This is a genomic window from Synechococcus sp. R5-13 (genome assembly GCF_047462015.1).
Taxonomy (GTDB): domain Bacteria; phylum Cyanobacteriota; class Cyanobacteriia; order Thermostichales; family Thermostichaceae; genus Thermostichus.
Genome location: NZ_JANSIL010000093.1, coordinates 16,161 through 38,045 on the forward strand (window position 1 = coordinate 16,161; position 21,885 = coordinate 38,045).

The 21,885-nt window shown below is 53.0% G+C and carries 15 protein-coding genes and 2 pseudogenes; 9 read left to right on the forward strand and 8 right to left on the reverse strand.

Features of this window, described 5'->3' with window-relative positions; translation table 11 throughout:
- Positions 1–65: 65 nt before the first annotated feature.
- Both NW840_RS07745 and NW840_RS07750 read left to right on the forward strand, forming a co-directional pair.
- Positions 66–1,247, forward strand: a complete 1,182-nt coding sequence (locus NW840_RS07745) for an Ig-like domain-containing protein (RefSeq protein ID WP_414343481.1) — start codon at positions 66–68, stop codon at positions 1,245–1,247.
- Positions 1,248–1,331: 84 nt separating this feature from the next.
- Positions 1,332–1,709, forward strand: coding sequence for a hypothetical protein (locus NW840_RS07750; protein ID WP_414329093.1), 378 nt, complete (start codon positions 1,332–1,334; stop codon positions 1,707–1,709).
- A 177-nt stretch (positions 1,710–1,886) separates the two neighbouring features.
- On the opposite strand, the gene NW840_RS07755 is transcribed toward NW840_RS07750, so the two are convergent.
- Complete coding sequence (locus NW840_RS07755) at positions 1,887–2,453, reverse strand: DUF2854 domain-containing protein (RefSeq protein WP_414343483.1); 567 nt, start codon at positions 2,451–2,453, stop codon at positions 1,887–1,889.
- Positions 2,454–2,589: 136 nt separating this feature from the next.
- Here NW840_RS07755 and NW840_RS07760 point away from each other — a divergent pair, with 136 nt between their 5' ends.
- On the forward strand, positions 2,590–4,131 hold the full coding sequence (locus NW840_RS07760; protein ID WP_414343485.1) for an aminotransferase class I/II-fold pyridoxal phosphate-dependent enzyme: 1,542 nt from the start codon (positions 2,590–2,592) through the stop codon (positions 4,129–4,131).
- Positions 4,132–4,146: 15 nt separating this feature from the next.
- Here the strand turns inward: NW840_RS07760 and NW840_RS07765 are convergent, their stop codons facing one another.
- Both NW840_RS07765 and NW840_RS07770 read right to left on the reverse strand, forming a co-directional pair.
- Positions 4,147–5,589 (reverse strand): hemolysin family protein, encoded by a 1,443-nt coding sequence (locus NW840_RS07765; RefSeq protein WP_414343487.1) that lies wholly within the window; start codon positions 5,587–5,589, stop codon positions 4,147–4,149.
- A 265-nt stretch (positions 5,590–5,854) separates the two neighbouring features.
- Positions 5,855–6,085 carry a PepSY domain-containing protein gene (locus NW840_RS07770; protein ID WP_414343488.1) on the reverse strand — a complete coding sequence of 77 codons (231 nt, stop codon included), beginning with the start codon at positions 6,083–6,085 and terminating at the stop codon, positions 5,855–5,857.
- Positions 6,086–6,491: 406 nt separating this feature from the next.
- Here NW840_RS07770 and NW840_RS07775 point away from each other — a divergent pair, with 406 nt between their 5' ends.
- Both NW840_RS07775 and NW840_RS07780 read left to right on the forward strand, forming a co-directional pair.
- The gene (locus NW840_RS07775) at positions 6,492–7,412 is read left to right on the forward strand and encodes a branched-chain amino acid transaminase (protein WP_414343490.1); all 921 of its coding nucleotides are present in this window, start codon (positions 6,492–6,494) and stop codon (positions 7,410–7,412) included.
- A 65-nt stretch (positions 7,413–7,477) separates the two neighbouring features.
- A complete protein-coding gene (locus NW840_RS07780; protein WP_414329088.1) occupies positions 7,478–7,996 on the forward strand; it encodes a phosphoribosyltransferase in 519 nt (172 codons plus the stop codon).
- Between the two features lie 214 nt (positions 7,997–8,210).
- On the opposite strand, the gene NW840_RS07785 is transcribed toward NW840_RS07780, so the two are convergent.
- The gene (locus NW840_RS07785) at positions 8,211–12,005 is read right to left on the reverse strand and encodes an FkbM family methyltransferase (protein ID WP_414343492.1); all 3,795 of its coding nucleotides are present in this window, start codon (positions 12,003–12,005) and stop codon (positions 8,211–8,213) included.
- A 203-nt stretch (positions 12,006–12,208) separates the two neighbouring features.
- Between NW840_RS07785 and NW840_RS07790 the strand changes: the two genes are divergently transcribed.
- Complete coding sequence (locus NW840_RS07790; RefSeq protein WP_414343494.1) at positions 12,209–12,778, forward strand: type IV pilin protein; 570 nt, start codon at positions 12,209–12,211, stop codon at positions 12,776–12,778.
- 659 nt (positions 12,779–13,437) lie between these two features.
- Here the strand turns inward: NW840_RS07790 and NW840_RS07795 are convergent.
- From NW840_RS07795 to NW840_RS07805, 3 genes are all read right to left on the reverse strand, one after another.
- Positions 13,438–14,361, reverse strand: a complete 924-nt coding sequence (locus NW840_RS07795; RefSeq protein ID WP_414343507.1) for a glycosyltransferase family 2 protein — start codon at positions 14,359–14,361, stop codon at positions 13,438–13,440.
- Between the two features lie 60 nt (positions 14,362–14,421).
- A complete protein-coding gene (locus NW840_RS07800) occupies positions 14,422–15,741 on the reverse strand; it encodes a 2OG-Fe(II) oxygenase (protein WP_414343496.1) in 1,320 nt (439 codons plus the stop codon).
- Between the two features lie 159 nt (positions 15,742–15,900).
- Positions 15,901–16,044 carry a hypothetical protein gene (locus NW840_RS07805; RefSeq protein WP_011432125.1) on the reverse strand — a complete coding sequence of 48 codons (144 nt, stop codon included), beginning with the start codon at positions 16,042–16,044 and terminating at the stop codon, positions 15,901–15,903.
- Between the two features lie 171 nt (positions 16,045–16,215).
- Between NW840_RS07805 and NW840_RS07810 the strand changes: the two are divergent.
- The 3 genes and pseudogenes from NW840_RS07810 to NW840_RS07820 all read left to right on the forward strand — a co-directional run bounded on the left by NW840_RS07810 (position 16,216) and on the right by NW840_RS07820 (position 21,407).
- Positions 16,216–18,283 (forward strand): annotated as a pseudogene (locus tag NW840_RS07810) (glycosyltransferase).
- Between the two features lie 201 nt (positions 18,284–18,484).
- Complete coding sequence (locus tag NW840_RS07815) at positions 18,485–20,452, forward strand: tetratricopeptide repeat protein (protein WP_414343499.1); 1,968 nt, start codon at positions 18,485–18,487, stop codon at positions 20,450–20,452.
- A gap of 232 nt (positions 20,453–20,684) precedes the next feature.
- Positions 20,685–21,407 carry a hypothetical protein gene (locus tag NW840_RS07820; protein WP_414343501.1) on the forward strand — a complete coding sequence of 241 codons (723 nt, stop codon included), beginning with the start codon at positions 20,685–20,687 and terminating at the stop codon, positions 21,405–21,407.
- Here NW840_RS07820 and NW840_RS07825 read toward each other — a convergent pair.
- Positions 21,404–21,885 (reverse strand): annotated as a pseudogene (locus NW840_RS07825) (serine/threonine protein kinase); the annotation flags it as partial. The gene NW840_RS07820 and the pseudogene NW840_RS07825 overlap by 4 nt on opposite strands.

Here is a 21,885-nt window from a genome sequence, read left to right on the forward strand (position 1 = left end):
TATCGCTGCAAGCCGCTTTCTTCCTGTTGAGCTAGTTACCTTCCTATAAAGACATCTTGGTTTAAATGCTAAGGTCAAGCTTTTCTTGCCGATTTTGGTTGAGACTGGGATCCCTATTGCTCAGCTTGGTTCTGGCTTGGGTGCTGGCTTCGATTGACGCAGGGTGGTCACAAACCTATCGCCTTTCTCTACCGGTACAGGGTCAGAGCTATTCGCAGCTAGTCGAGCAATCACGTCCTCTGGTTTGGCGAGCTTTGGCGCAACAATTCCAAGCGCAACCGCAGCCGGAGCAGATCACCTTGGAGGTACTGGGACAAGCCGGGGATCGGCAAGCCCCTCTATTTACCGTGCGAATGCCTCGCAGCGTTTGGCAGCAAAACCCCTCCCCCGCTCAATTGGAGCAGCATACCATTTTCTATCCTGATGCGTTGGCTCTTTTACAGCCGCGAGCACCGATGCAGCAAGCCCAGGTAGAATCTACTGCTCCCTTTGCAAATGGAATTACATTGGTCTCCAGCAATCCTTCCAATGGCCAAAGAGGGATCCCAATTGACCAAAATATCCATCTGCGTTTTGATCGACAGCTTCCAGCCGGAATAACAGGTCTAGCCTTCGGGATCCAGCCCCCTGTGGAGGTGGCCTTTGACATTCAGGGAAACGAGCTGATCTTTCAGCCTTTACAGCTACTCAGCTACAGCACAGATTACAGAATACTCTTGCCTGCAGCCAAAGAGCTGGATTTACAAAAGCCCATAGAATTGACTTTCCGCACCGAGCCTCAGTACAGTTACCAGCGAGATATTAAGCCCTTGCTAGAAGCCAGTTGTGTAGGTTGTCATCAGCAGGCCGGTCGGATGCGGCGCAGCCCTTTAGATAGTTATGCTGCGGTGATGCGTTATGTAACGCCGGGATCGGAAAATAGCGAGTTGCTCAAACCGCGTTGGTTAGCTCGTCATGCTGTCATCCAGCGAGCTGCAGGGATCCGTTTGAATGGGGGGGGAGTGGATGCCCTGAGTTTGTTGTCGCAGGGCAGGGAAGGAGCTGAACCTACGCCCAGGGTTCCTGTGAGTGATCCCCAGGGAGAGTCTCCCGGATCTTTTATCGGACGCAGTGGATCCCCAGAATTGGCCTATATTCGTCGCAACGGCACCGGCATGGATCGCCTAGGTCACTTGAGCGCTGATGAAATTCAAATCCTGCGTACCTGGATTATTCAGGATCAAGCGGCTGAGGCCCATAAGAGTTAGCCTGATGGGCTGGAGAGTCTTTACCAACAAAGATCCCTTGCTCGTTTGTTTACTTTAAGATTAGGAACCTACGAGATCAATTTGATGACAACCCCCACAGAGGATCGGCTAGACCGGATTGAGCGTGTTGTAGAAGTTTTGGTGAACCAGCAGAGGGAAGTGCTGGGGCGCGTCGATGGGTTGTCTCACCGGGTGGATAGCTTGACCGAGCAGGTGGATAACCTCACGGATCGAGTAGACAACCTGACTAACCGAGTAGATAGCCTGACCGACAGGGTGGATAACCTCTCCCAAAGTGTCAGCAAACTTTCCGCCGATGTCGATAAGTTGGGCTTCAAGTTCGACACTGCTCAATCGGTTGGGGAGCGGCTAGAGCGGCTGGCAACCAGCTTGATCGCAGGAGCCACGATTAGCATCATTGCCGGGGTTATCCTTGTGCTGCTCAGAGAGGGATCCCGTTAATTCTTTCCCGCCCCCTCGACGGAAAAAAATAGGGATCCCATTGGCTGGGATCCCTGGTTATCCTTCCTCTAGTGTTTCAGTCCTCAACACACCTTCCCTATGAGATGCTCTGATTCTAAGAGCCGACCCGTGAAAAAGTCGTGAAACTGACAGATGAGGTGGAAGGTTAAGCCTTGCTCAGGTGGTCAGGGATCCTGTTCGGGCGATAAGCGCCAATTCCACCTGATTTTCTTGGGGCTGCTCCAGTTGCACCTCCACATCTCGGCCAAAGAAGCCTTGCATTTTTTTCTGGTAGCTTTCCTGCCATTGTTGAAAGGGAACCTTGGGGGAATCGAACAGAAGCACCAAGGTATACCGGCCATCTCGCAGCTCTTCTCTGTACCCTCTCACCTTGGGCAGATCTGCTTCCAGAGGGCCGCGCAGACCCAGAAACTCCAGGGCATCTTCCAGGTGGGCATTAGCCCCGTAGCTATATTTGGTGATATCGGCGCGGACTTGCTTTTGAATTTCCGTGGCCTGCTGGGCGCGGGCTTGGATCACCTCGAGAGAAGGGGCGGCCAGGGCAGGTACCGGCTTGAGTTCCACTACCTTCATGGTTATCCCTCCCAACAGCAAGGGGATCCCGGCGAAGAGGCCGATCAAGTTCAAGGTAGGATCGTTGTAGTGGGCAAAGCCCCAAGCCGTGGCGGCAACTCCGGCCAACAAAACGAGGGTACTGACGGGGAAGGGCAATTTCTCGAACATCGCAGGCAAGATTGCAGAAGAAGAAGAAAGGCAACCTGAAAACCCAGGCTAGCAGGAAAAGGGCCGGCGGTGGACTTAACCTCCATTGGGATGGATAATCACAGAAATGTCCACCTGGTGTGTTGAGGAGTGGTCTGTGGTTCTGTCCGATCTGTCCAAAATCTCCCGTCATTTGCGCTCGCTGGATCGCAAAGCCCAGGAGCGAGCACCTCTATTTGAGGCCATCCGCCACTATTGCAGCTTGGATAAGGCTCCTTTTCACACGCCAGGCCACAAACAGGGACGTGGGATCCCTGCCGACTTGCGGACCTTTTTGGGAGAGAACGTCTTCCGGGCAGATCTGACCGAGCTGCCAGAGGTGGACAACCTCCACGACCCCGATGGCGTGATCCGAGAGGCCCAGGAGCTGGCGGCAGCAGCTTATGGAGCGGATCGCAGTTGGTTTTTGGTCAACGGTTCCACCTGTGGCGTGGAAACACTGGTGATGGCCGTGTGCGATCCAGGCGACAAGATCTTGTTGCAGCGCAACTGCCACAAGTCCGCCATTGCCGGGGTGATCCTCTCTGGGGCGGTGCCGGCCTATATCGAGCCGGATTTTGACCCGGAGCTGGGCATTGCCCACGGGATTACCCCAGCCGGTTTGGAGGGGGCCTTGGCGGAGCATCCCGATGCCAAGGGAGTTTTGGTAGTCAGCCCCACCTACTACGGGGTCTGCTGCGATGTGCAGGCTTTGGCCTCCATCGCCCATGCCCACGGCCTGCCGCTGCTGGTGGATGAGGCCCACGGGCCCCACTTTGGGTTTCATCCGCAATTGCCCATCTCGGCCCTAGAAGCCGGTGCGGATCTGGTGGTGCAGTCCACCCACAAGGTGATCTCCGGCATGACCCAGGCCTCGATGCTGCACCTCAAGGGATCCCGTATCGACCCCAACCGGGTGCGCAACATTCTGCAACTGCTGCAATCGACCAGTCCCAGCTATGTGCTGATGATGTCGCTGGATGTGGCACGGCGGCAGATGGCACTGGAGGGAGAAGCCCTGCTGGGCCAAGCCTTGGCTTTGGCAGATCAAGCCCGCGCCCGTCTCAACCGCATCCCCGGCTTGCGCTGTTTTGGCCCAGAGCGTATCGGCTCCACCCCTGGTTTTTTCGATTTCGACCGCACCCGTCTCACGGTAACGGTGACAGAGCTGGGGTTGTTCGGCTTCGACGCTCACGACTGGGTTAACGATCACTTCCACGTGCAGCCGGAGATGTCCACCCTGCACAATGTGGTCTTCATTGTCAGCATCGGCAATACCCAGCGAGACATTGACCGCCTGGTGGAAAGTTTCGCCGCCCTGTCGCAACATTTTCAGGGATCCCGCCCATCCAGAGCGGCAATGGAAAAAACGCAGCGGCTGGCACAACTGCCCCGTCCTTGCTTGCCACCACAACGGCTATCACCCCGGGAGGCTTTTTTTGCTCCCATTCAGCGGGTGCCTTTCCAAGAAGCAGTGGGCCATATCTGCGCCGAGATCATCTCCCCCTATCCACCTGGGATCCCGATTTTGGTACCGGGAGAAGAGGTGACCCAAGAGGCGGTGAACTATCTGCTGTTGGTGCATGAGGCAGGCGGCTTTATCAACGGCCCAGAGGATGTGCGCCTACAAACCCTGAAGGTGGTCAAAGCAACGGCCTAGTCCTCTCCAGCAGGTTTATGGACGGGTTTTTGCCGTTTGCGCTGGGGGGAGCAGCGGTATGGAGTTTGCCGGGGTGCCGGGGCGGCGGGCTACCTTCACCCGATCCACCCGTGGCCCCTCCATGCGCACCACCTGAAACTCCATCTCTTGGTAGGTGAACTTTTCCCCAGCACGTGGGATCTTCTGCATGTGGTAGATCAAAAAGCCCCCCAGCGTTTGGTAATCCTCGTGCAGAGGCAGGTTGAGGCCACAGCGCTCGTTGATCTCTTCAATATCTAGCTGAGCCTGGATGAGCAAGGTATTTTCGTCAAGTTCTTGGATGTCCGGCTCCTTGGTGTTGGGATCCGGGCCATCGGAGAGCTTGCCGACGATCTCCTCCACCAAGTCTTGAACGGTAATCAGGCCCGCCGTGCCGCCAAACTCATCCACCACCACCACCATCGGCCAGTGGTGCTGCCTCATTTCGGGCAACAGTTCGGCAATCGGCTTGTTCTCCGGCTCAAAGTGGGCCTCGCGGATAAAAGGCGTGATGGGGCTGTGGAGGTCGATGGATCCCTTGGCCAGCTCCCCAATGACTTCCTTGACGTGGATCAGCCCGCGGATGTCATCCAAAGACTCGCCGTAGACCGGGTAACGGGAGTGTCCTGATTCGGCCACCTCGGCCAGCACCTCTTGCACCGTTGCAGTTTCTGGCACCGCGTCGATGCTGGTACGCGGGATCATCACCTCGCTAGCTACCGTCTCGCCGAACTCGAAGATGTTGCTCAAAAGCTCTCGCTCTTCCGCCTCGATGTTGCCCGACTCCACCGAAGAGGCGATCAGCAGTTGCAGCTCCTCCACCGTCATGGTGCTGTAAAAGGAGCTGGCCTCCGGAATCTGGACTCCCAAAAGCCGCAGCACACACCGAGAGGAAAAGCGGGGCAGCTCTACAAAAGGTCTTAGGATACGGCTGACCAAACGATTGAGCCAGGCCAGTTGCAGCGCAATCGGCTCGGAATAGAGGATGGCCAGAGTCTTGGGGATCAGCTCCCCCACCACAATCTGAAAGTAGGTGAGCAGCGAAAACACCACTACCACCGCCACCCCCTGCATAAGGGCCGGATCCACACCCTGAAACCAGTCCAAGCGGCTCAAGGCCAAAAACAGCGTGGGCGAAACTTGGGTGGCTCCAATCCAGCCCAGCAATACACTGGCCAGAGTAATGCCCAACTGGGTGGTGGAGAGGGCATATTCCAGTTGTTCCTGGGCTTTTTGCACAAGAGCTGCCTGCCGGTTCCCTTCGCTGGCCAACTGCACCATCCGGGAGCGCCGCGCCGATACCAAGGAAAACTCGACTGCGACAAAGAAAGCGTTGATGACCAGAAGACCGATGACCCAAAGGAGACTAAGCGACGCATCTCCCCACGAAAGCTCAGTGTTGGGGAAAGTAGCCGCCGAGGCTAAAGGGGGGTCGTCCATCAGGGGGAGCAGCAAGACGGATAGACAGCATTCTAGCTCAGCCTGACCCCACCACCTGTCCCTAGCCAGCTGTCGAACCGGCTTCAGCCATCAGGCAGCTACCGTGTAGACGCTTTCCCCATGCCCAAAAGGAAAGGGATCCCTGACCTTTGCACAACCCAGCTTTCGCAGTTCTCAAGGTCGCTACTTTTTCATCAAGCAGTAGCAGCTACAGCCTTTTCCGGCAACGCTCACCCCCGCCTATGCAGGGGGCATCTCCTGGGTGCTAGTCGTCGATATCGACAATGTCACCGGTAGTGGCATCGATCTTGACTTCAATATCGTTGGTAAATTTCACTTCCCAAACTAGGCGCCCATCTTCGCGCTCCAACTCAACTTCTTTAATCACGGCATTGGGCACGGCAGATCGAGCGATCCGAATGGCTTCCTCAATGGGGATACCCAGAGCAAAAGATTGGGCAAAAGCAGCCCTCCGGCTCCCACCCGTCGACAGCATCGGGCTAGCGGGGGACAAAATGCCAAGCAAAAGTAAGGCAGCAATCGAAAGTTTTGCAGGCTTTATTTACAGCTGCTTGAGCAACCACCTCCTTACCCTACCACCCTGAGACTCAAGAAGCCTTGCCACAAGGAGCATTGCTGCCTTCACAAGGAGTTCACCCCCTTTGCGTCATAGGGTGTAGCTGCTCGGCCCCTCTTCAGCTACGAACTGTTTGCTTCTCCAATCCAACCCTCTCGGAAACTGACTGGCTAAACAACGCTGCTGCGGGGGAGGAATACCTCTACGCCTATCCCGCGTGCTGCTACTACAGGCAGGGAAGTCATGCTGACGTTGGAGCTCCCGGCACTGCACGAATCGGTGATAATATTCCTACCTCTCATTCCTACCCCGGTGGGTGCCGACCATGCCAGATTTTCTGCCCTACGCCTACTTTCAGGGCCAGATTGTCCCCTTTGCTGAGGCGAAGATCTCCATTGCCACCCATGCTCTGCACTACGGGACAGCGGCGTTCGGCGGCCTACGCGGGATCCCTGATCCGCAAAACCCGGATCAAGTTCTGGTGTTCCGTCTGGATCGCCATTGCCGACGACTGAGTCAAAGCGCCCGCCTGCTCTGTTTTGATCTCCCTGCTGAACGGATTGAGCAGGTGATCGTCGAGCTGATCCGAAAAAACCGTCCCTCCACATCTTTCTACATCCGCCCCTTGGTGTACACCTCCGACCTAGGCATCTCGCCGCGGCTGCACAACATTGAGAAAGACTTTTTCGTGTACGGCTTGGAACTGGGGGACTACCTCTCGCCAGAGGGAGTCAGTTGCCGCATCAGCTCTTGGGCCCGGCAAGAGGATCGCAGCCTACCATTGCGGGGCAAGATCACCGGCGCCTACATCACTTCCTCTTTGGCCAAAACCGAGGCGGCGCAGGCTGGCTATGACGAGGCCATTTTGATGAACTCCCAGGGCAAAGTGAGCGAAGCCTCGGGCATGAACATCTTCATCGTGCGCAATGGCGTGCTGATTACCCCCAGCTTCGACCAAGATATCTTGGAAGGGATCACCCGCGACAGCGTCCTCACTCTGGCCCGCGACCTGGGGATCCCTACCCAAGAACGGCCCGTTGACAAATCGGAGCTATTGATTGCTGACGAGGCCTTTTTAACCGGCACTGCTGCCAAGATCACCCCCATTCGCCAGATCGAGCAGTACGTCCTGCCCCCCTCCCGCCCCATCACCGAGCAGTTGCGGCAGAAGCTGACGGCAATTACCGAAAATCGGGATCCGGCCTATGCCCATTGGGTGAAGGTGATCCCTCTGAAAGAAAGCTAGTCCCTAGTCGAGGGGAGAAGCGTCATTATTAAACTGAGCACTCTAGATGGGTAGAGGGGGATCCCTTGCACGAAATTTCCATTACCTGGGCCGACTACCACCGCAAAATCGAGGAGTTGGCCGTCAAAGTCTACGAAAGCGGGTGGGAATTTAACCAAATCGTCTGTATTGCCAAGGGGGGGCTGCGCATCGGCGATACCTTGGCCCGTCTTTTCGACCTGCCCCTGGCTATTCTCTCAGCCTCTTCCTACTCTGGGCCCGGTAACCGCCAGCGGGGGCAACTGACCTTCTCGCGGGATCTAGCCATGACCACCGCCAACCTGGGCAGCCACGTGCTGTTGGTGGACGATCTGGCAGACTCCGGCATGACCCTAAAGCGCTCTGTCCATTGGCTCAAGCACCACTATGGCTTCTACATCGAGGAGATCCGCACCGGCGTACTGTGGTACAAGGCCGCCTCCGTCTATCAACCCGACTACTATGTGGACTATTTGCCGGATAACCCTTGGATCCACCAGCCCTTTGAGCCCTACGAGCAGATGACGCCCCAGCAGCTGATGCAGTTGCTACGCTCTTCCGGTTAGTTGAATTTGCTCAAATTGGCTTGCTCGCGGCGCCTGCAGTGTCTAACGTCAGTTGGACTTCTTGGCATGAGCTGTCTACTTACGATTGCCCACCCCCACTGCAAGCTCTGTTCCCCAGAAAAGTTGAATGACTTGCTCGTACAACAGAAACCACCCAGCCCTGGAAAGCTCCTTGCTCAACACAAGCAAAAGAGCAAAATTCGGATCCAACTTTCTAAACCGATATCATGTCTGCAACTTTTTCCAGATCTGAAGGATGAATCGCAATAATGTTTAGAGCAGAAACTGGGTATTGCTGAGGTCTGACCCTAGTTAGCTTATTCAGGAAACGATTGTACGTATAAAACTCATAGCCTAAAGGCTCCAGTATTTTAGCTGTAGCAGTTCCGGTAACCTTGGAGACATGTCTGTTCTCGAAAATAATGATAGGGTGGCCGGCGGCAAGTAATTCTAGCCCACCGGAGACAACCTGCTCTTCTGCACCTTCTGCATCAATCTTGATGAGATCAATCTGGGGTTCACCTCTCGAGCGCCAGACGGAGTCCAAGGTAACAAGGTTCACAATTTTTCCATCATCGTTTGGTTCCCGTTCTGACATCTGCTTCGGATCATCGACAGAATTGAAGACACTAGCTCTTTCTTCCCTTAGCTGAATAGTGCCTTCATGATCCCCAGCGGCAGCTTCGATAAGGAAGACAACATCTTCTAAGGAGCTAGCACTTATTGTTTTTTGCATACACCGAACACAGGAAGCTGTAGGTTCAATTGCAATCACGCTTCCTGTAGGACCTACTCGATGCGCAGCAAGGAAAGTGTATACCCCAACATTTGCCCCTACGTCGATTACATTCATCCCTTGTCTTAAAAAGTGCTTGCAGAAGCTAATCTCATCCTCAAACCATTCTCCTTGAGCAAGTAAGACGCGGGTGACGATACTTGAAAACGAAGGTTCGAGGAATAACTTGCAATTTTCGTAGTCAAAGTAAAGATCGGGCTGCGCAGGGGAAGAAGCTGTTTTCACTTGAGGTACAACCTCCCACATTGCAATTTGCTTGACCAGACTTGCTTGTTGATGGGTTGGGTCAAGGCCAAGTATGTGGTTGACTGGTATTAGCCCTTCTATCTTTTTCTGCGAGAGAAGCTCAATCGCTACCGCCAGAGCTGCTTGTTCATCATCTGGATCTATCGAATAAGTTAGGTTCCAAAATCGCATGGCTTCTGGGCTGTACACGACCCCAACGTGAGCAGCCATCCACTTGGCTAGATAGTATAGGTAACTGTATTTTGTATAAGCACCCGGATCCGCAGAACCTTCGCTTTCAACCCAGATAGGAACATCTGTCAACTGAGAAGGTTGCATACTTTGTGCTTCCGTGCATAGAAATTCTAGGAGAGCGTAGGCATCTTCAAAAGCGCGAGAGCGATCGCCCAATACCAATAGGGCATGGATTCGGTTTAGCCAACACGGAACATGATAGGGATCCCTTGCCAAGCCCCTTCGCCACAAAGACAGCGCTTCTTCCCAAGCGGATTGGTGCGTTGAAACCGAAGCATCAGCACTTAGGGATCGAATGAGCTGGATCCCAGCTTGATTCCATTCATCTGGAGTTGAGTACAAGTCGTTGGGGTGAAACGTATAAGTTTCGTGGGATTTACCTTCGAGAATGTGGAAGAAAGCAGCTTCCATGCTGCGGGCATGTTCTCTTGGATCCCAAATCACCGACCAACGGCGAGAATCCTTGATTTGCCTTTTGATCCGATTAATCCACTCTGGATCATTACCCAGTTGGATCCCGCGCTGGATAAACTCTTCTACCGACCAAGTAATGCAGTCTTCAAGACCAATATTTTTGAGCAGACTGTAGCTCATGCGGCCGTAGTAATGGCGACCTACCAAGGTGAGAACTGGCACGCCCATGTAGAGAGCTTCCATAGTGTGGGTTGCGCCTGTGTAGGGGAAGGTATCTAAAACCAGATCCACCAGAGCCAGTTGGCCGCGATGCTCTTCTGCTCTTCTGGTTCTAGCCAGGAACCGGACGCGATCTAAAACACCTAATTCTTTAGCTCTTTCTTGATAGTGTCTGATAATCGTAGCAATTTCCCCTGCGCCTTTGACAATGAGGACTCCATTGGGAACAGCCTTTAGAATTTGCAAGTGAGCATTGATAGAATCGTCAGTGCGCTTATAGGAGCTGGCCGCAGTAAGAAAGACGACGTCTCGCGTGCTTATTCTAAGCTCGGTTTCGAAGTTTATCTCATCGGCAGGGATAACGTCCAGATGCTCGACAGCGCAGTAGCTAGGCAAACGGATAATTTTCTCATGGTAATCGGCCTGAGCATCTCCGGGAAGAATATAGGGGTCGGCAAAGAAGTAATCAAACTCCGGCAGACCAACAGCATCTCCTCCCAGCCAACCAATCTGTATAGGGGCAGTTCGCAAAGCCGCTATAACGTTGGCATCCTGACTGGTAATGGAGTCCATGAAAACCATAATATCGATGCGATCCTCACGAGCTTTTGCAGCCACCTGGGGAGGTTTAACTTCTTCAGTAAAGAAGCGGAAGTAAAGGTTTTGATGTGAGCGAAACTTTTGATACATGTTGTCATAGCTAGCCACTTCTTCATTCTCTCGGCCTTGGTAGCAGTAGTAAGCAACATCTAACAGTTCACGAGATAAGTTTCGCAAAATGGCTTCGCTGAGAAAGCCTACTGAGTGTCGTTGGAAGCATTTGCCAAGAAAGCCGACTCGCAGTTTGCGACTGCTTGGGTTAGCTCTTTGATAGGCTTTCTGGTTCTTCTGCCAATACTCTGACCAGAGAAAATCTCGCTGGGAAGCCATTAGGCTTAGACAATCACTAAAGATCCTACCGGCAAGCTGCTGGTAATAACGAATTAGGGATCGATCATCAGTTAGGTAGCCCCAACAAACGCAAACCCGGAAGAGAACAACCTTAGCCGCAGTCAAGCTCTCAGGAAGATTTTCGTCACTTACTTCTAGAGAATTCAAGTCAATCAATGTCGATGAAAGAAGATCCATGATCTTCTGGATAGCAAAGTTTACACGTTCGGATCGGGCGGCGTAGATCAGCTTTCCTAAAGATTCTGCTAGAAGAGCTAGGCGTAGGGTAAAGTTCTCTTGCACCTGGGGGCTCTCGGCTGCTGTGAGAAGAGCTTCCCCCAAGGTGGAATAGCCATCGCTGGTAGAGTGCTCGAAAAGAGCAAAAGCTACTTTTTGGAAGAAGTCGTCGACCAGGTTCTCTATCGTCCACAAACCTTCATAGCGCCCCGCCTGCTCGGGATCTGCCGCATGAGCCAGTTGGGCTAGCAAAGCAGCAAATCCTGATTTTTGACTCCCCGGCAGATGAGCTTGTAAGGCTGTGGCCAGCTCAAAAAACAAATCCAAGTAGCCGTCATCCCAGAGTCGGGTGAGCAACTGGGTCAGGAGTGGCTCTTGGGTGATGTCCAAGGTCTCGTCGTCTTCCAGACTGGCCAGGCTCTCTAGCAAAGCCTGCCCGTAAAAGCCTACGGCCAGCTCGTCTTGAGCTTGCAAAGCCTGGAACAGCAAAATCTGAGTATTATCCCGCCGACTTGGTTCCAGCTCGAAGGCCATCTCCCGTAGCTTTAGGCAGACCTGGAGTCCCTGCTGTGGATCCTGCATGCGGCTATTTTCCAGACGGCCTGCGAGGGATAGTAATAGCTCCAAGACCTTCTCGCGGGGCAGGATCCTTGCCTTTACCAGGGGCGTGTAGGATTGGTAGGCGAGGCTTAGACGGTTGGAAATCAAAACTTGCTCCAGCGCCAAAAGGGTGATCGCTACTGGGTCAGACGGGGAAGCCCCTCCATCCAACTGCAGGGGTGGGGAAAGGTCAAAGAAGCCCCACAAAAACTCTCGCCAAGCATCTGCATCTTGCTCTGAGTACAGGGCGGCCAGCCATTCTGCAAAGGCATCGGGAGACTGCTGAAACAGTTGCTTGGCTTTTAGGATCCGGGCTTGCAGCGCAGGGTTCATGGGTCGAAGGGAGAGCACTGGTCTTAATCTGCCACGCTGAGACCGACTTGGCTAAACTACTGACTCTTTTCAGGCCCACCCCGTAAAGATCCGCAATTGTGCTCAGGGGCAGACTGTTATGAATCGCCCTCAAGCGGGGTAAGTTAGCACTGGCAGGTGAGCTGCACAGTTAACTCTCCAGTTTGTCAAAGGATCAAGTACCCATGAGCGCAAAATCTCGTCAGTCTCTGTTGCGGGCCAAACTGGCTCAGCAAATCCTCTCTAAAGCCAAGGGCTTTACTCTGATCGAGCTGTTGGTGGTGATTGTGATCGTGGGCGTGCTGTCTGCGATCGCTATTCCGCAGTTCTTGAACCAAGTCCGTCGTTCACGCGCTGCTGAGGGTCAAACAGCCTTGACGGCTGTCTCCCGTGCTTCCGAGGCTTACCGCCTTGACACGAGTGTCTACCCTGACTGGGAAAACATCGACCCCAACCAATGCAATAGAACTGACAGGGCTATACCTGACTACTGCGGGGTAAAGGGTGACAAGTTCCTGAATGACCCGTGGGTTGCAATTACCCCTATCTACAAAGAGCCTGTGTTTACGGAAGAACCTGGAAGCCAGACGGGTGTGAGGATCACAACGGAGGCTGACACTGGTAAAGGGCCTGCCTACGTCAACCTTGGCAACAACCCTATTAAGTGTGAGATTGGTCTTGGGGATCAAGCCACCGAAGTTCAGCAGAACAGTCCATACTTTGTGGGTCGCTCCTGCAACGTGTTTGATGACTAGTCAATACCTTGTTGCAGATCGCTTCTGCGGCCTGCTTGGCTAACTTTATATGACTTGGTCATCTATTTGGCTCCCCATACCGGGGAGCTTTTTTAGTGTTCTATGATGTCGGGAGAGATTCCCAGCTCTGTAGTTTTGACGCAAGATGATCTAGCGGTTGGCGGGCTTGAGTTATTGCCTCTCCAGACAACCTCGACCCAGGATGTGGGCGGATTAAGGGGAAACTTTAAACTGCTTTGGGAAGTTCAGGGATGGAGGTCGATCAACCAAACCTTAAACTGATCAACAGAAACGCTCTCAAATACTACAGCTATCAAGAAGCCTGGAGACGCATAAAGCCGGCACAGGCAGAGGGATTTCTTTTGGAAGTGTGACCATCGTAGAAAGTATCATTACTGACCGCTTGACTTCTCACCTAGTCAAGGTTGAGAAGTTCATTCCTAGTGCCCAAAACTACTCGTTCTAATGTACCCGGATCCACCCCCAGTTTCGCAGTCTTTGGGCAAGGATTGCTACTCGCTTCGAGTTCATTGCTGAGCAGCCCCTGTGCAGAGAGCATGATCTCTGCTAGTTGCTCGCTGGTGAGGGAAGAGATCTTTTCTTGGACTTTCTCTTGGGCCAGCATTTTTGCACTCAGGACGAGTAGATTAAGCCATAGGTCAACTGGACAGAGTGGATACAGTCGCTAGCAACTGTGAAGGATAGTGAATGCGAGTGAGGATCCCCTTCTCTGTGAGGTTTTGGTTGATTGTGAAATCGTCATAAAGTATAAACTTTTGATAAATGTCTACCAGCTCGTTTGTATTTCCTAAGCAGTAGGCATCTCTTGAGAGCAGATGAAAGGGAACTCGAATGGGATTAGATTTTGAGCGCCACCAATAGTCAGGAAAGTTTCCCAGTTGGGCGTATTTTTTGTAGTAGTTCTGAAATCCGCAGTTTAAGTAGTGCAAAATAGAAGGGGATGATGTTACTAAGGTATGATCTTCTGGAATATCAAAGCTGTGTACGCTATTGGGCAAAAGAGTGAGATGGATCCGAGCTGCTGACTTTCCATTTTGATAAGCCAAAAAGTATTGGCTCTTACCGGAGATGCTCTGAAACTCAGCATAGAATCCGGGATCCAAAATAGCAGGGTTTTTCTTAAATAAAGTGACCTCGCGGAAGTAGTCTTCGATCTCAAACGCTTCAGGAGCTGCCTCGTAGTTTAAGAAGTGAACTTGCAGTATATCGTTATCTAGTTGGTCAAACCAGTCTAAAGTAAGCGCCTCGCCGAGATAGAAGAGCTCATCCCCATCAATATGAATAATCCAATCCATACCTTGCTCAAGAGCGAGTTGTATGGCGGTTTCTACATTAAGAATCTGGCGAGCCATGACCTCATAGCCAGCATGAGGGCCATACTTTGGGTAGAGAACATTTCCCAGTGCTTGTTGGACTTGCAAAGCTTCATCGTTGGGAATAGCCGTTACATTGGAAAACTTAAGTGCTACCTGAACAGCGAGATCCTCCGGATCGTCAAAGAAGATATAGATATGGGCGATTCCGAGAGCAAGGTGATAGCGAATGAACGACTCCAAGCACACCCCTGGATCCCGAACGGTGGTCACAATACAGACTCTGGCCATAGTGGAGCTGCAAGCCTTTTAGGTAAATTGCTTGGATCCTAGCCAAGTATTGACGGTAAAGCGACTATCGGCAAAGGCTTGACTATGACTAAATACCGGCAGGATCTCGTGCAAACAACTGCTGAGGAAGAAGACGATGCTATTGTTGGTCGGGATCACCTCATCGTAGGCTCCATAGAGAATTGGCGGATGGGGCTTTCGTCTTTGGGTGTCGTAGATGCGCAGCTCACCTCCTCGGTAAGGCTTTGGCTCTTTGTGGAAGTAGTACACGCAGCTCACCTGACGGAAGGCTGTTTGCAGGTAGGAATTATCGATGTGGGGGACGAAATAACAACTATCATAGCTGGCAATCATCTCCATCTCAAAGATTTGAATGTCGAAGTTCTCGATGCCTAGCTCAGCGAAAATCTGGGGAGCAACAGCCGCAATTTTTTCCCGCAGCAGGGCTCCATACTCCTGAAAGTGGGCAAAGTCCAGCCGCAGGGAGCGACGAAATTTTAGTGACTCGGCCTCGGTGTTGTTTTTACTATAGCTTCTGGAAGGAACAAACTTGTCCTGGTGGGTAATTGCATGCTGGAGAATGGCTTGGTTGATCTCTTGAGGCAGGAAGTTGTCCAGCTTGATGTATTTACAGGGGTAAAACCGGGTGGGTTCTGAAGGATCCGGCTGAGCAAAGGTGAGGGATACCGGGTTAGCAGACAGTAGTGATCCAGGGCCGATTGTTTGGATATAAGCAAGATCCTGTTCGGTTAAGACCTTGTGCTGGGGATCCCAAGTGAGGAGATGGATCCCTTGGCCTAGATTGGGCAAAATCTTCTGCAGGTGAAAACTGGGATCCACCCCCATCAAATCTAGGTTGGCTTGGGCTATGGCTCCGTAGCGGCAATGGTTAACTAAGTATAGGGCTAAGTCAGCCAAGTAATTCCGCAGTAGCAACGATCGAAGTAGATGGGTGCGATAATCGGTGAGCTCAGTCTGGAAGCAAACGCCAATCTGGGTCTCTGGGAACCAGTGCCATAGATCTGCTAGAAGGGCAGGAACAGAACCTTCCAAAAGTAGAACCCGTTCTTCTAATCCCAATTGAGAAATTTGAGTTTGGATATCTTCCGTGCTAATTGGCTTTTCGGATGAGTTCTGCAGAGGATCCCGCAGAATCACCGCCAGCTTTTCAGTATAGCGAAGCATTGCCTGCAGAATAGCTGCGGACTCTTCCCAGCCAATCTGGCAGAAGATCTGTTGGGCAGGGAGACGAGCTAAGGCCCAGTCCAATAGCTGGGTGAGACTCTGGGTTTGCTCCAGTTCTAAGGCAAGATCCTGTGCGAGGTCTTGGCGCTGCATGGAGAGGGATCCCTGACGTCTGCTCTAGCTTAATGTACCCGGATCCACCCCCAGTTCTCACAACTTTTAGGCCAGGCGCTCAGCCCTTTGCTGCTCCAGTTCAGCCTTGGCAGGCATCAGTTCCCCAGCGGCAGTGGCCCACAGAATCCAGGTGGCCTCCTACCCTCCCACTTCGCTGGGTACAGCCTCAAAACCTCGCTCGGCATGGGTGGTGGAGATGAGCAAGTCCATCTGGCATGTGTGCCGCCAGCTTTCCATGGGTATGCCATTGTCGTAGGAGAGCTCGTCTTGGGTAGGGGCCATCCAGGCAGGTAAACTGGATTCGGCTCTTGCAGACAGGGATCCATGGGGTTGCTTATAACCTATGCTCGGCTTATCGTTTTCCAGGGCAACAGAGATCCCTTGTTGTTGTGTCCAATCCTAGTAGCCTGTAGGAGCTAGAAGAACCTGCCGCTCAACTTGGGGAGTCGAGAAATGCAAGACATCAAGGCCAATGCTCCGCGAATTCTCCTCAATTGGCCAACTCCGCCAGACTATATCCCGCCCCCGCAGCTTTCAGATCGGCAGGTCAGTCTTTGCCCCAAGAGGAGAGCCAAGGGCTTTGGACTAAACTTTGTCAATCTCTCTAAGGAATTGGTGGAGTGCCCAGAGGGAGACTATGACCTCTATGACTTTGTGCAGCAGTCTGAGCAAATTACAAATAAGGAGTTTGACCTAGTTATTGTTTGGACTTCCAGCTTTGACCAGAGTAATCCCCTAAATACAAGGAAGTTTAAATGCCCCACACTCTTGCTAGCTGGAGACACCCACCACTGGGAGTTTCCCATCAACCATCTCTTGGCCTACTGGGCTACTGAAGGCTTTGATTACGTCGCTACTGCCTATAACTTCCAGCATTTGCACTGGTTTGCCGCAGCAGGCGCTGAGAATCTTGCCTGGTTGCCTCTTATCTCCATGCGCACTGTTACCCACGATTGGGTGGAAGATAGAGAAAATCAAGTGGTCTTTATCGGCCAACAGGGATCCCGCCATCCCAGGCGTTGCCGGCTGGTTCAAGCCATAAAGAATGCAGATTTGCCCATCCTCATCAAAACAGCCAACCGCCAAGAGGCAGCCAAATGGTTTGCCCATTCTCTGATTTCCTTTAACTGCAGCTAAAATGGGGATCTGAACTTAAGGAACTTGGAAGTGATTTCCGCGGGGGGCTTTCTGCTTACTGACCAGCTCTCCTTCGCCTCAGGATTGGACGAACTTTTGGCGCCCGGCACCTACTGCGACACCTACAACTCCGAAGCCCAACTCCTGGAGAAAATCCGCTACTACCTAGACCATCCCCAGGAGGCCATTCAAATTGCCCGCCGCGCTTATCACACTTTCGACCAACACTGGCATCCCCGCCACCGCATTCAGAACCTGCTGGACTGGGTGTTTGGGGGAGAGCTGCCGGAGCCCTTTCGTTACTCGCCCCGCTCTGATGTGCGCTACTTTGTCAGCACGGCCAGCTCTGCCTGGATAGACACACGACTAGGAATCTACGAGCCCATTCAAGAGCTGCATCGCGTGCAGGAGCGACTGAGGGTGACTGAGGGTATTTGTTGGCCGAGGCTGTCCTGGGGTGATAGCCGCGGACTTGCTGGACCTGCCGCGGCTGGAGCTGTATGTGGAAGAGGGGTTTGGGGATCCGTGTGCCCTGCTGCAGCAGGTTGGAGTGCCCGAGCGAGTTCATGAGGTGAGGGGGGAGCCAGCCAGTTGGCCTAGTTTTGATGCGGTGGTGTGCACGGTGGGAGACTTGCAGCGGCTGGGGCGGCCTTTGAGAACCAGCTTTGCTTTCATCCTGGGAGAAGACACCCAGCTCCTCTTTGCCAATGCGGGAAACATAACAGAAACTTTTCTCATTGACTTAGTCCAAGGCCGCAGCTCCGTTCCGTCAGCTTGGCTGTGGGGGTACGAAGGCGTCGAGTACGAAGGAACGGTGGCCAGACTTAGTCGAGTCTATCAGCCTGCTGTTTCTGTTCTTTCTGATGTCAGGGTTGTCGTGGATGTGAGGGCCGGGGTAGGTGTGGCCAGCGCTTGTTTCAGGACTTTTCACCCTGAGGCGGCCATTCATTGTTTCGAGACGAACCCTTTGGCCTTGCACCTACTGCAGCAGAATGCTTTGACTTTGGAGAACTGCTTTGTGCATCCGGTGGGGCTGGCGGGGCAGGATAGTTGCAGAACCTGTCGCCTCTGGCCGGAGGATCCTCAGGCCGAGTGGGGAGTGGAGCAGCTGCTCCCTTTCCGGGAAGCCAGGGCAGCCCTCAAGGAGTTGGGTTTGGAGCCCATCGATGTGCTCAGGGTGGCTACAGGTGGAGATGAGGTGGAGGTGTTGACCAGCTTGCAAGAGCAGCTCAAAGACATCAAGGTGATTTACGTGGAGTTTACTTCTGAGCAAGACCGCAAGCAGATTGACCAGATGTTGGATCCCTCTCATCTCCTCTGGCAGGGGGAGATTTCTCAAGGTAACTACGGCTGTCTCTGTTACCTGAGCAGAGCTTACGTTTAGGTAAAGTAGCTGAACAAAGTAAAAAAATGAGCCACGGAGCGGAACAAATACGACTCTCTCTCAGATCTAAGCTTCCTCTTTAGGTCTACCTGCATGTTATCTTGCCTGTAAAGTCATCTTATCCCTAACTGAACTGACTATAACTGGAAAAAACTATACTGGGCAGACAAGTCAGGAGAATTTCTAGCCATCTTGTAGTAGATGTCAGACTGGATACTTACAAACAAACTTCTAGCCGGGATCCAAGCCCAGCAAGCAGGAGATTTGCGACAAGCAGAAGCCATTTACTCCGAGATCTTGGCGGAGTTTCCTGAGCAAGCCGACGCTTTGCACCTGCTGGGAACGGTGGCCCAGACCAAGGGGGATTTGGAATGGGCAGCTGCGCTAATTGCCGAGGCTATTGAGTTAAATCCTTGCGTAGCTCTTTATCATCACAACTTAGGCGTGGTCTACGAGTCTTCGGGCCAATGGGAGAAAGCCTTATCCTGCTACCGGCAGAGCTTAAACCTCAATCCCGATGCCACTCTTTCCGCCTTTCAAGCTGGCAAGATCCTCGTTAACTTACGTCGCTGCGAAGAGGCGATCCCCCTGCTCAATTCCCTGTTGGTAAACTCGGATCGAGCAGCAGGGATCCCTTTGGAAGAGGTGCATCTGAATCTGGCCATCGCCTGCCGAGATCAAGGAGAACACGCTGTTGCCTTGGATCACCTGGAGAAAGCATTGGCTTTGGATCCCCAGTTAGAACAGGCTCGTTGGTTTTATCATCTGTATCTGCCAGCAGTCTATCGGAGCGAGGAAGAACTCAACTCCTTTCGTGCTCGCTTTATCGAGCATCTGGATTGTCTTATTGAGGAAACTCCCCTAGAAACAGAGGAGCAACGTCGCACAGCGCTGTGGGCATCAGGACTGGGAACCAATCACTACCTACAGTACCAAGGCTACAACGACCTGGATTTGCAGAAAAAATATGCCCAGTTTGTTCAACGTATAGTCAACGCTTGCTATTCCCAGTGGAGATATCTTCCTTGCCAATCCCAACCAGGGGATCCCCTCCGAGTTGGGTTTGCCTCAGCTTCCATGCGAGCTTGCTCTTACAGCCGCTTATCTCTGGGTTGGGTTAAGTACCTAAATGCCAATTGGATTGATGGACAGGCTAACTTTGAGCGGAAGTTTCAAGTTTTCGCTTATCACTTGGATCCCAGAACCGATTTCATGACAGACCGGTATCGTCAATATGCCGATGTGTTTCGACACATTCCCACCGGACTTGAGGATGCAGCCCGACAAATCCTGCAGGATCAGCTAGATATTTTGGTGTATTTGGAGATTGGTCTTTCACCTCTTATTCTGCAACTGGCTTCCCTGCGACTGGCACCGATACAGTGCTCCACTTGGGCTCATCCTATAACTTCTGGACTTTCTACGATTGACTATTTCCTCTCCAGCGATTTAATGGAGCCAGAGGATGCTCAAGAACATTATAGTGAAACCCTGATTCGTTTACCTCATTTGGGCACTTGCTTCGAAAAGCCGGTTTTGCCTCAGCAAAAGCGCTATCGAGAGGATTTCGGCCTGCGCAGAAACGCAGTGGTTTACCTAGCTTGTCAATACTTGGGTAAATATCTGCCCCAATATGACTATCTTTTTGCCGCTATTGCTCAGCGAGTGCCCAACGCTCAATTTGTTTTTTTGGCTCTACCCAATGCTGCTATTGCCCGACAATTTCGGGAACGGCTCACCCGGGCTTTTTCTTTGTATGGCCTCAATGTAGAAGACCACTGCCTGATCCTGCCCGGATTAGACCATCAAGACTACTTGGATCTCAACCGCTGTGCGGATCTCATGTTGGATTCCTACGGCTGGTCAGGTGGGATCACCACCCTAGAAGCCGTTGCGATTGGGTTACCTGTAATCACTTGCCCTGGAAAGCTGATGCGGGGGCGGCATACCTATGCCATTCTCAAAAGAATGGAGCTGGACAGCTTAATTGCCTCGGATCTGAAAAGCTATGAGGATTTGGCCGTAAAACTGGGATCCGATTCTGAGTTTCGCTACCACATGGCTGAGGAGGTTCGGCAGCGATGCCACCTACTCTTCGAAGATCGAGAATGTGTGGCAGCCCTGGCCCATTTCTTCCTCACCAGGAAGCCCGACGCCAGTAGTGGTTAGCCCACTGCGAAAAAGGGTTTTGCTCTGGATCCCTTCCTGAGGACAAAATTGGCTCAACGGCCCCACTACGCCCTTGAAGCTCCCTTCTCGAGGTCAACAGCGGAACAGCCCCCCCAGGCCGGTGCAAGCCTAAACGTGGGAAAATCCTGTCAGTGATCTGCATTTTGCTGAGAATTGCTCAGAGCATCGTAATCTAGAGGAACATTGACATCCGGTGTCCGGAGGAGTGCTTATGCCAGGGCTAGCATCGAATGCTTCTAGAGCTCCGCAGGGATCCCTGCAGAGGCTGTTCTTGGGCCTTTTGGCCTCGGCTGCGGTTTTGGCAGGTTGTGGAGGAAGTGGAGGGAGTACAATACCGCCTCTAGTGAACGTCTGCGAACAAGCCTTCAGCCCAGACTTTTTCGCTTCGATTGGCCTCCGCCGACAGGGGGATAGGCGCAGTGGAACCTTGGGGCCGAATAGCCTTTTGGAGTTTTATTTTGATGAGGAGGGCAATTTTCGAAATGCCCGGGAATTCCCACCCCCTCCCGGCACGTTTACCTTTTATTCAGATGCGTTTCTTTACTTTCCCTCTGCAGCCAACGTTACGGGGGTTACGATCCGGCTGACCAGCCAGGTTTTTGATCCGCTGTTGGCTATCGGCAGCTTTGATAGCAACCGGAGATTCGATCCTGACGTTTTTGTAAATGATGATGCTGCCCCTGGCAACTTTACCACCTCTCAGCTAACCATCCCCGTGCGGCAAAACCGCTGCTACTTGCTCCAGGTGCAAAGCTACTGGGCGCAAAATGCCTCTCCAGCCGCTGGGCCGGGCAGCCCTGGGCGAGGCCCTTACACCATCGAAGTTGTGAGCGAAAGCTTTGCTGCTCCTCCTCCACCGCCTCAACGGCAACAGAAACCGGAGGATGGAGAAAACGGCGGTGGCGGTGATCGGGGAGGAGGCGTAGGTATTTAGCTCTGCCGTGTGAGCCTAATGGCGAAGCTGGCGCTACCACAGGTAGCCGTTCCTCGAATCGAGCGCCCGTCAGCGCTGACAGTGCCGCTCCAAGTGATGGTTGGGGTGCCACTACCCGCTGCCTTACCGCTGACAGAAAGTTGGTTGCCGATGAGCTGGCCGCTGCGTTCGGAAAAGCTGGGGGAGGAAACGCTGATCTGGTTGCCCTCCTGACGAATGGAGACGGTTTCCTGGACGCCAGCCGCAACATTGACCTTGCACAGGGATCCCTGCCAGATAAAAGATCCTCCCTCGTAAAGCCACTCGCCGCTGAGGGCCAGCTCTGCCGCAGGTGTTGGCGTTGCTGGGGCAGGTGTGGCAGTGGGAGTAGGAGGTGGAGGCGGGGTGGGGGTAGGAGTACGAGGGACAAGCGGGGTGAATCGAGGGATAGGGGTAAGCGTCGGTGTCGGAGTGGGTGTTGGTGCTGGAGTCGGGGTGG

What these genes read in the sequence shown, in the direction of transcription:
- NW840_RS07745 (WP_414343481.1), top strand. Translation starts at nt 66, where the DNA reads ATGCTAAGGTCAAGCTTTTCTTGCCGATTTTGGTTGAGACTGGGATCC.
- NW840_RS07750 (WP_414329093.1), top strand. Translation starts at nt 1,332, where the DNA reads ATGACAACCCCCACAGAGGATCGGCTAGACCGGATTGAGCGTGTTGTA.
- NW840_RS07755 (WP_414343483.1), bottom strand. Translation starts at nt 2,453, where the DNA reads ATGTTCGAGAAATTGCCCTTCCCCGTCAGTACCCTCGTTTTGTTGGCC.
- NW840_RS07765 (WP_414343487.1), bottom strand. Translation starts at nt 5,589, where the DNA reads ATGGACGACCCCCCTTTAGCCTCGGCGGCTACTTTCCCCAACACTGAG.
- NW840_RS07770 (WP_414343488.1), bottom strand. Translation starts at nt 6,085, where the DNA reads ATGCTGTCGACGGGTGGGAGCCGGAGGGCTGCTTTTGCCCAATCTTTT.
- NW840_RS07775 (WP_414343490.1), top strand. Translation starts at nt 6,492, where the DNA reads ATGCCAGATTTTCTGCCCTACGCCTACTTTCAGGGCCAGATTGTCCCC.
- NW840_RS07785 (WP_414343492.1), bottom strand. Translation starts at nt 12,005, where the DNA reads ATGAACCCTGCGCTGCAAGCCCGGATCCTAAAAGCCAAGCAACTGTTT.
- NW840_RS07790 (WP_414343494.1), top strand. Translation starts at nt 12,209, where the DNA reads ATGAGCGCAAAATCTCGTCAGTCTCTGTTGCGGGCCAAACTGGCTCAG.
- NW840_RS07800 (WP_414343496.1), bottom strand. Translation starts at nt 15,741, where the DNA reads ATGCAGCGCCAAGACCTCGCACAGGATCTTGCCTTAGAACTGGAGCAA.
- NW840_RS07805 (WP_011432125.1), bottom strand. Translation starts at nt 16,044, where the DNA reads ATGGCCCCTACCCAAGACGAGCTCTCCTACGACAATGGCATACCCATG.
- NW840_RS07815 (WP_414343499.1), top strand. Translation starts at nt 18,485, where the DNA reads ATGTCAGACTGGATACTTACAAACAAACTTCTAGCCGGGATCCAAGCC.
- NW840_RS07820 (WP_414343501.1), top strand. Translation starts at nt 20,685, where the DNA reads ATGCCAGGGCTAGCATCGAATGCTTCTAGAGCTCCGCAGGGATCCCTG.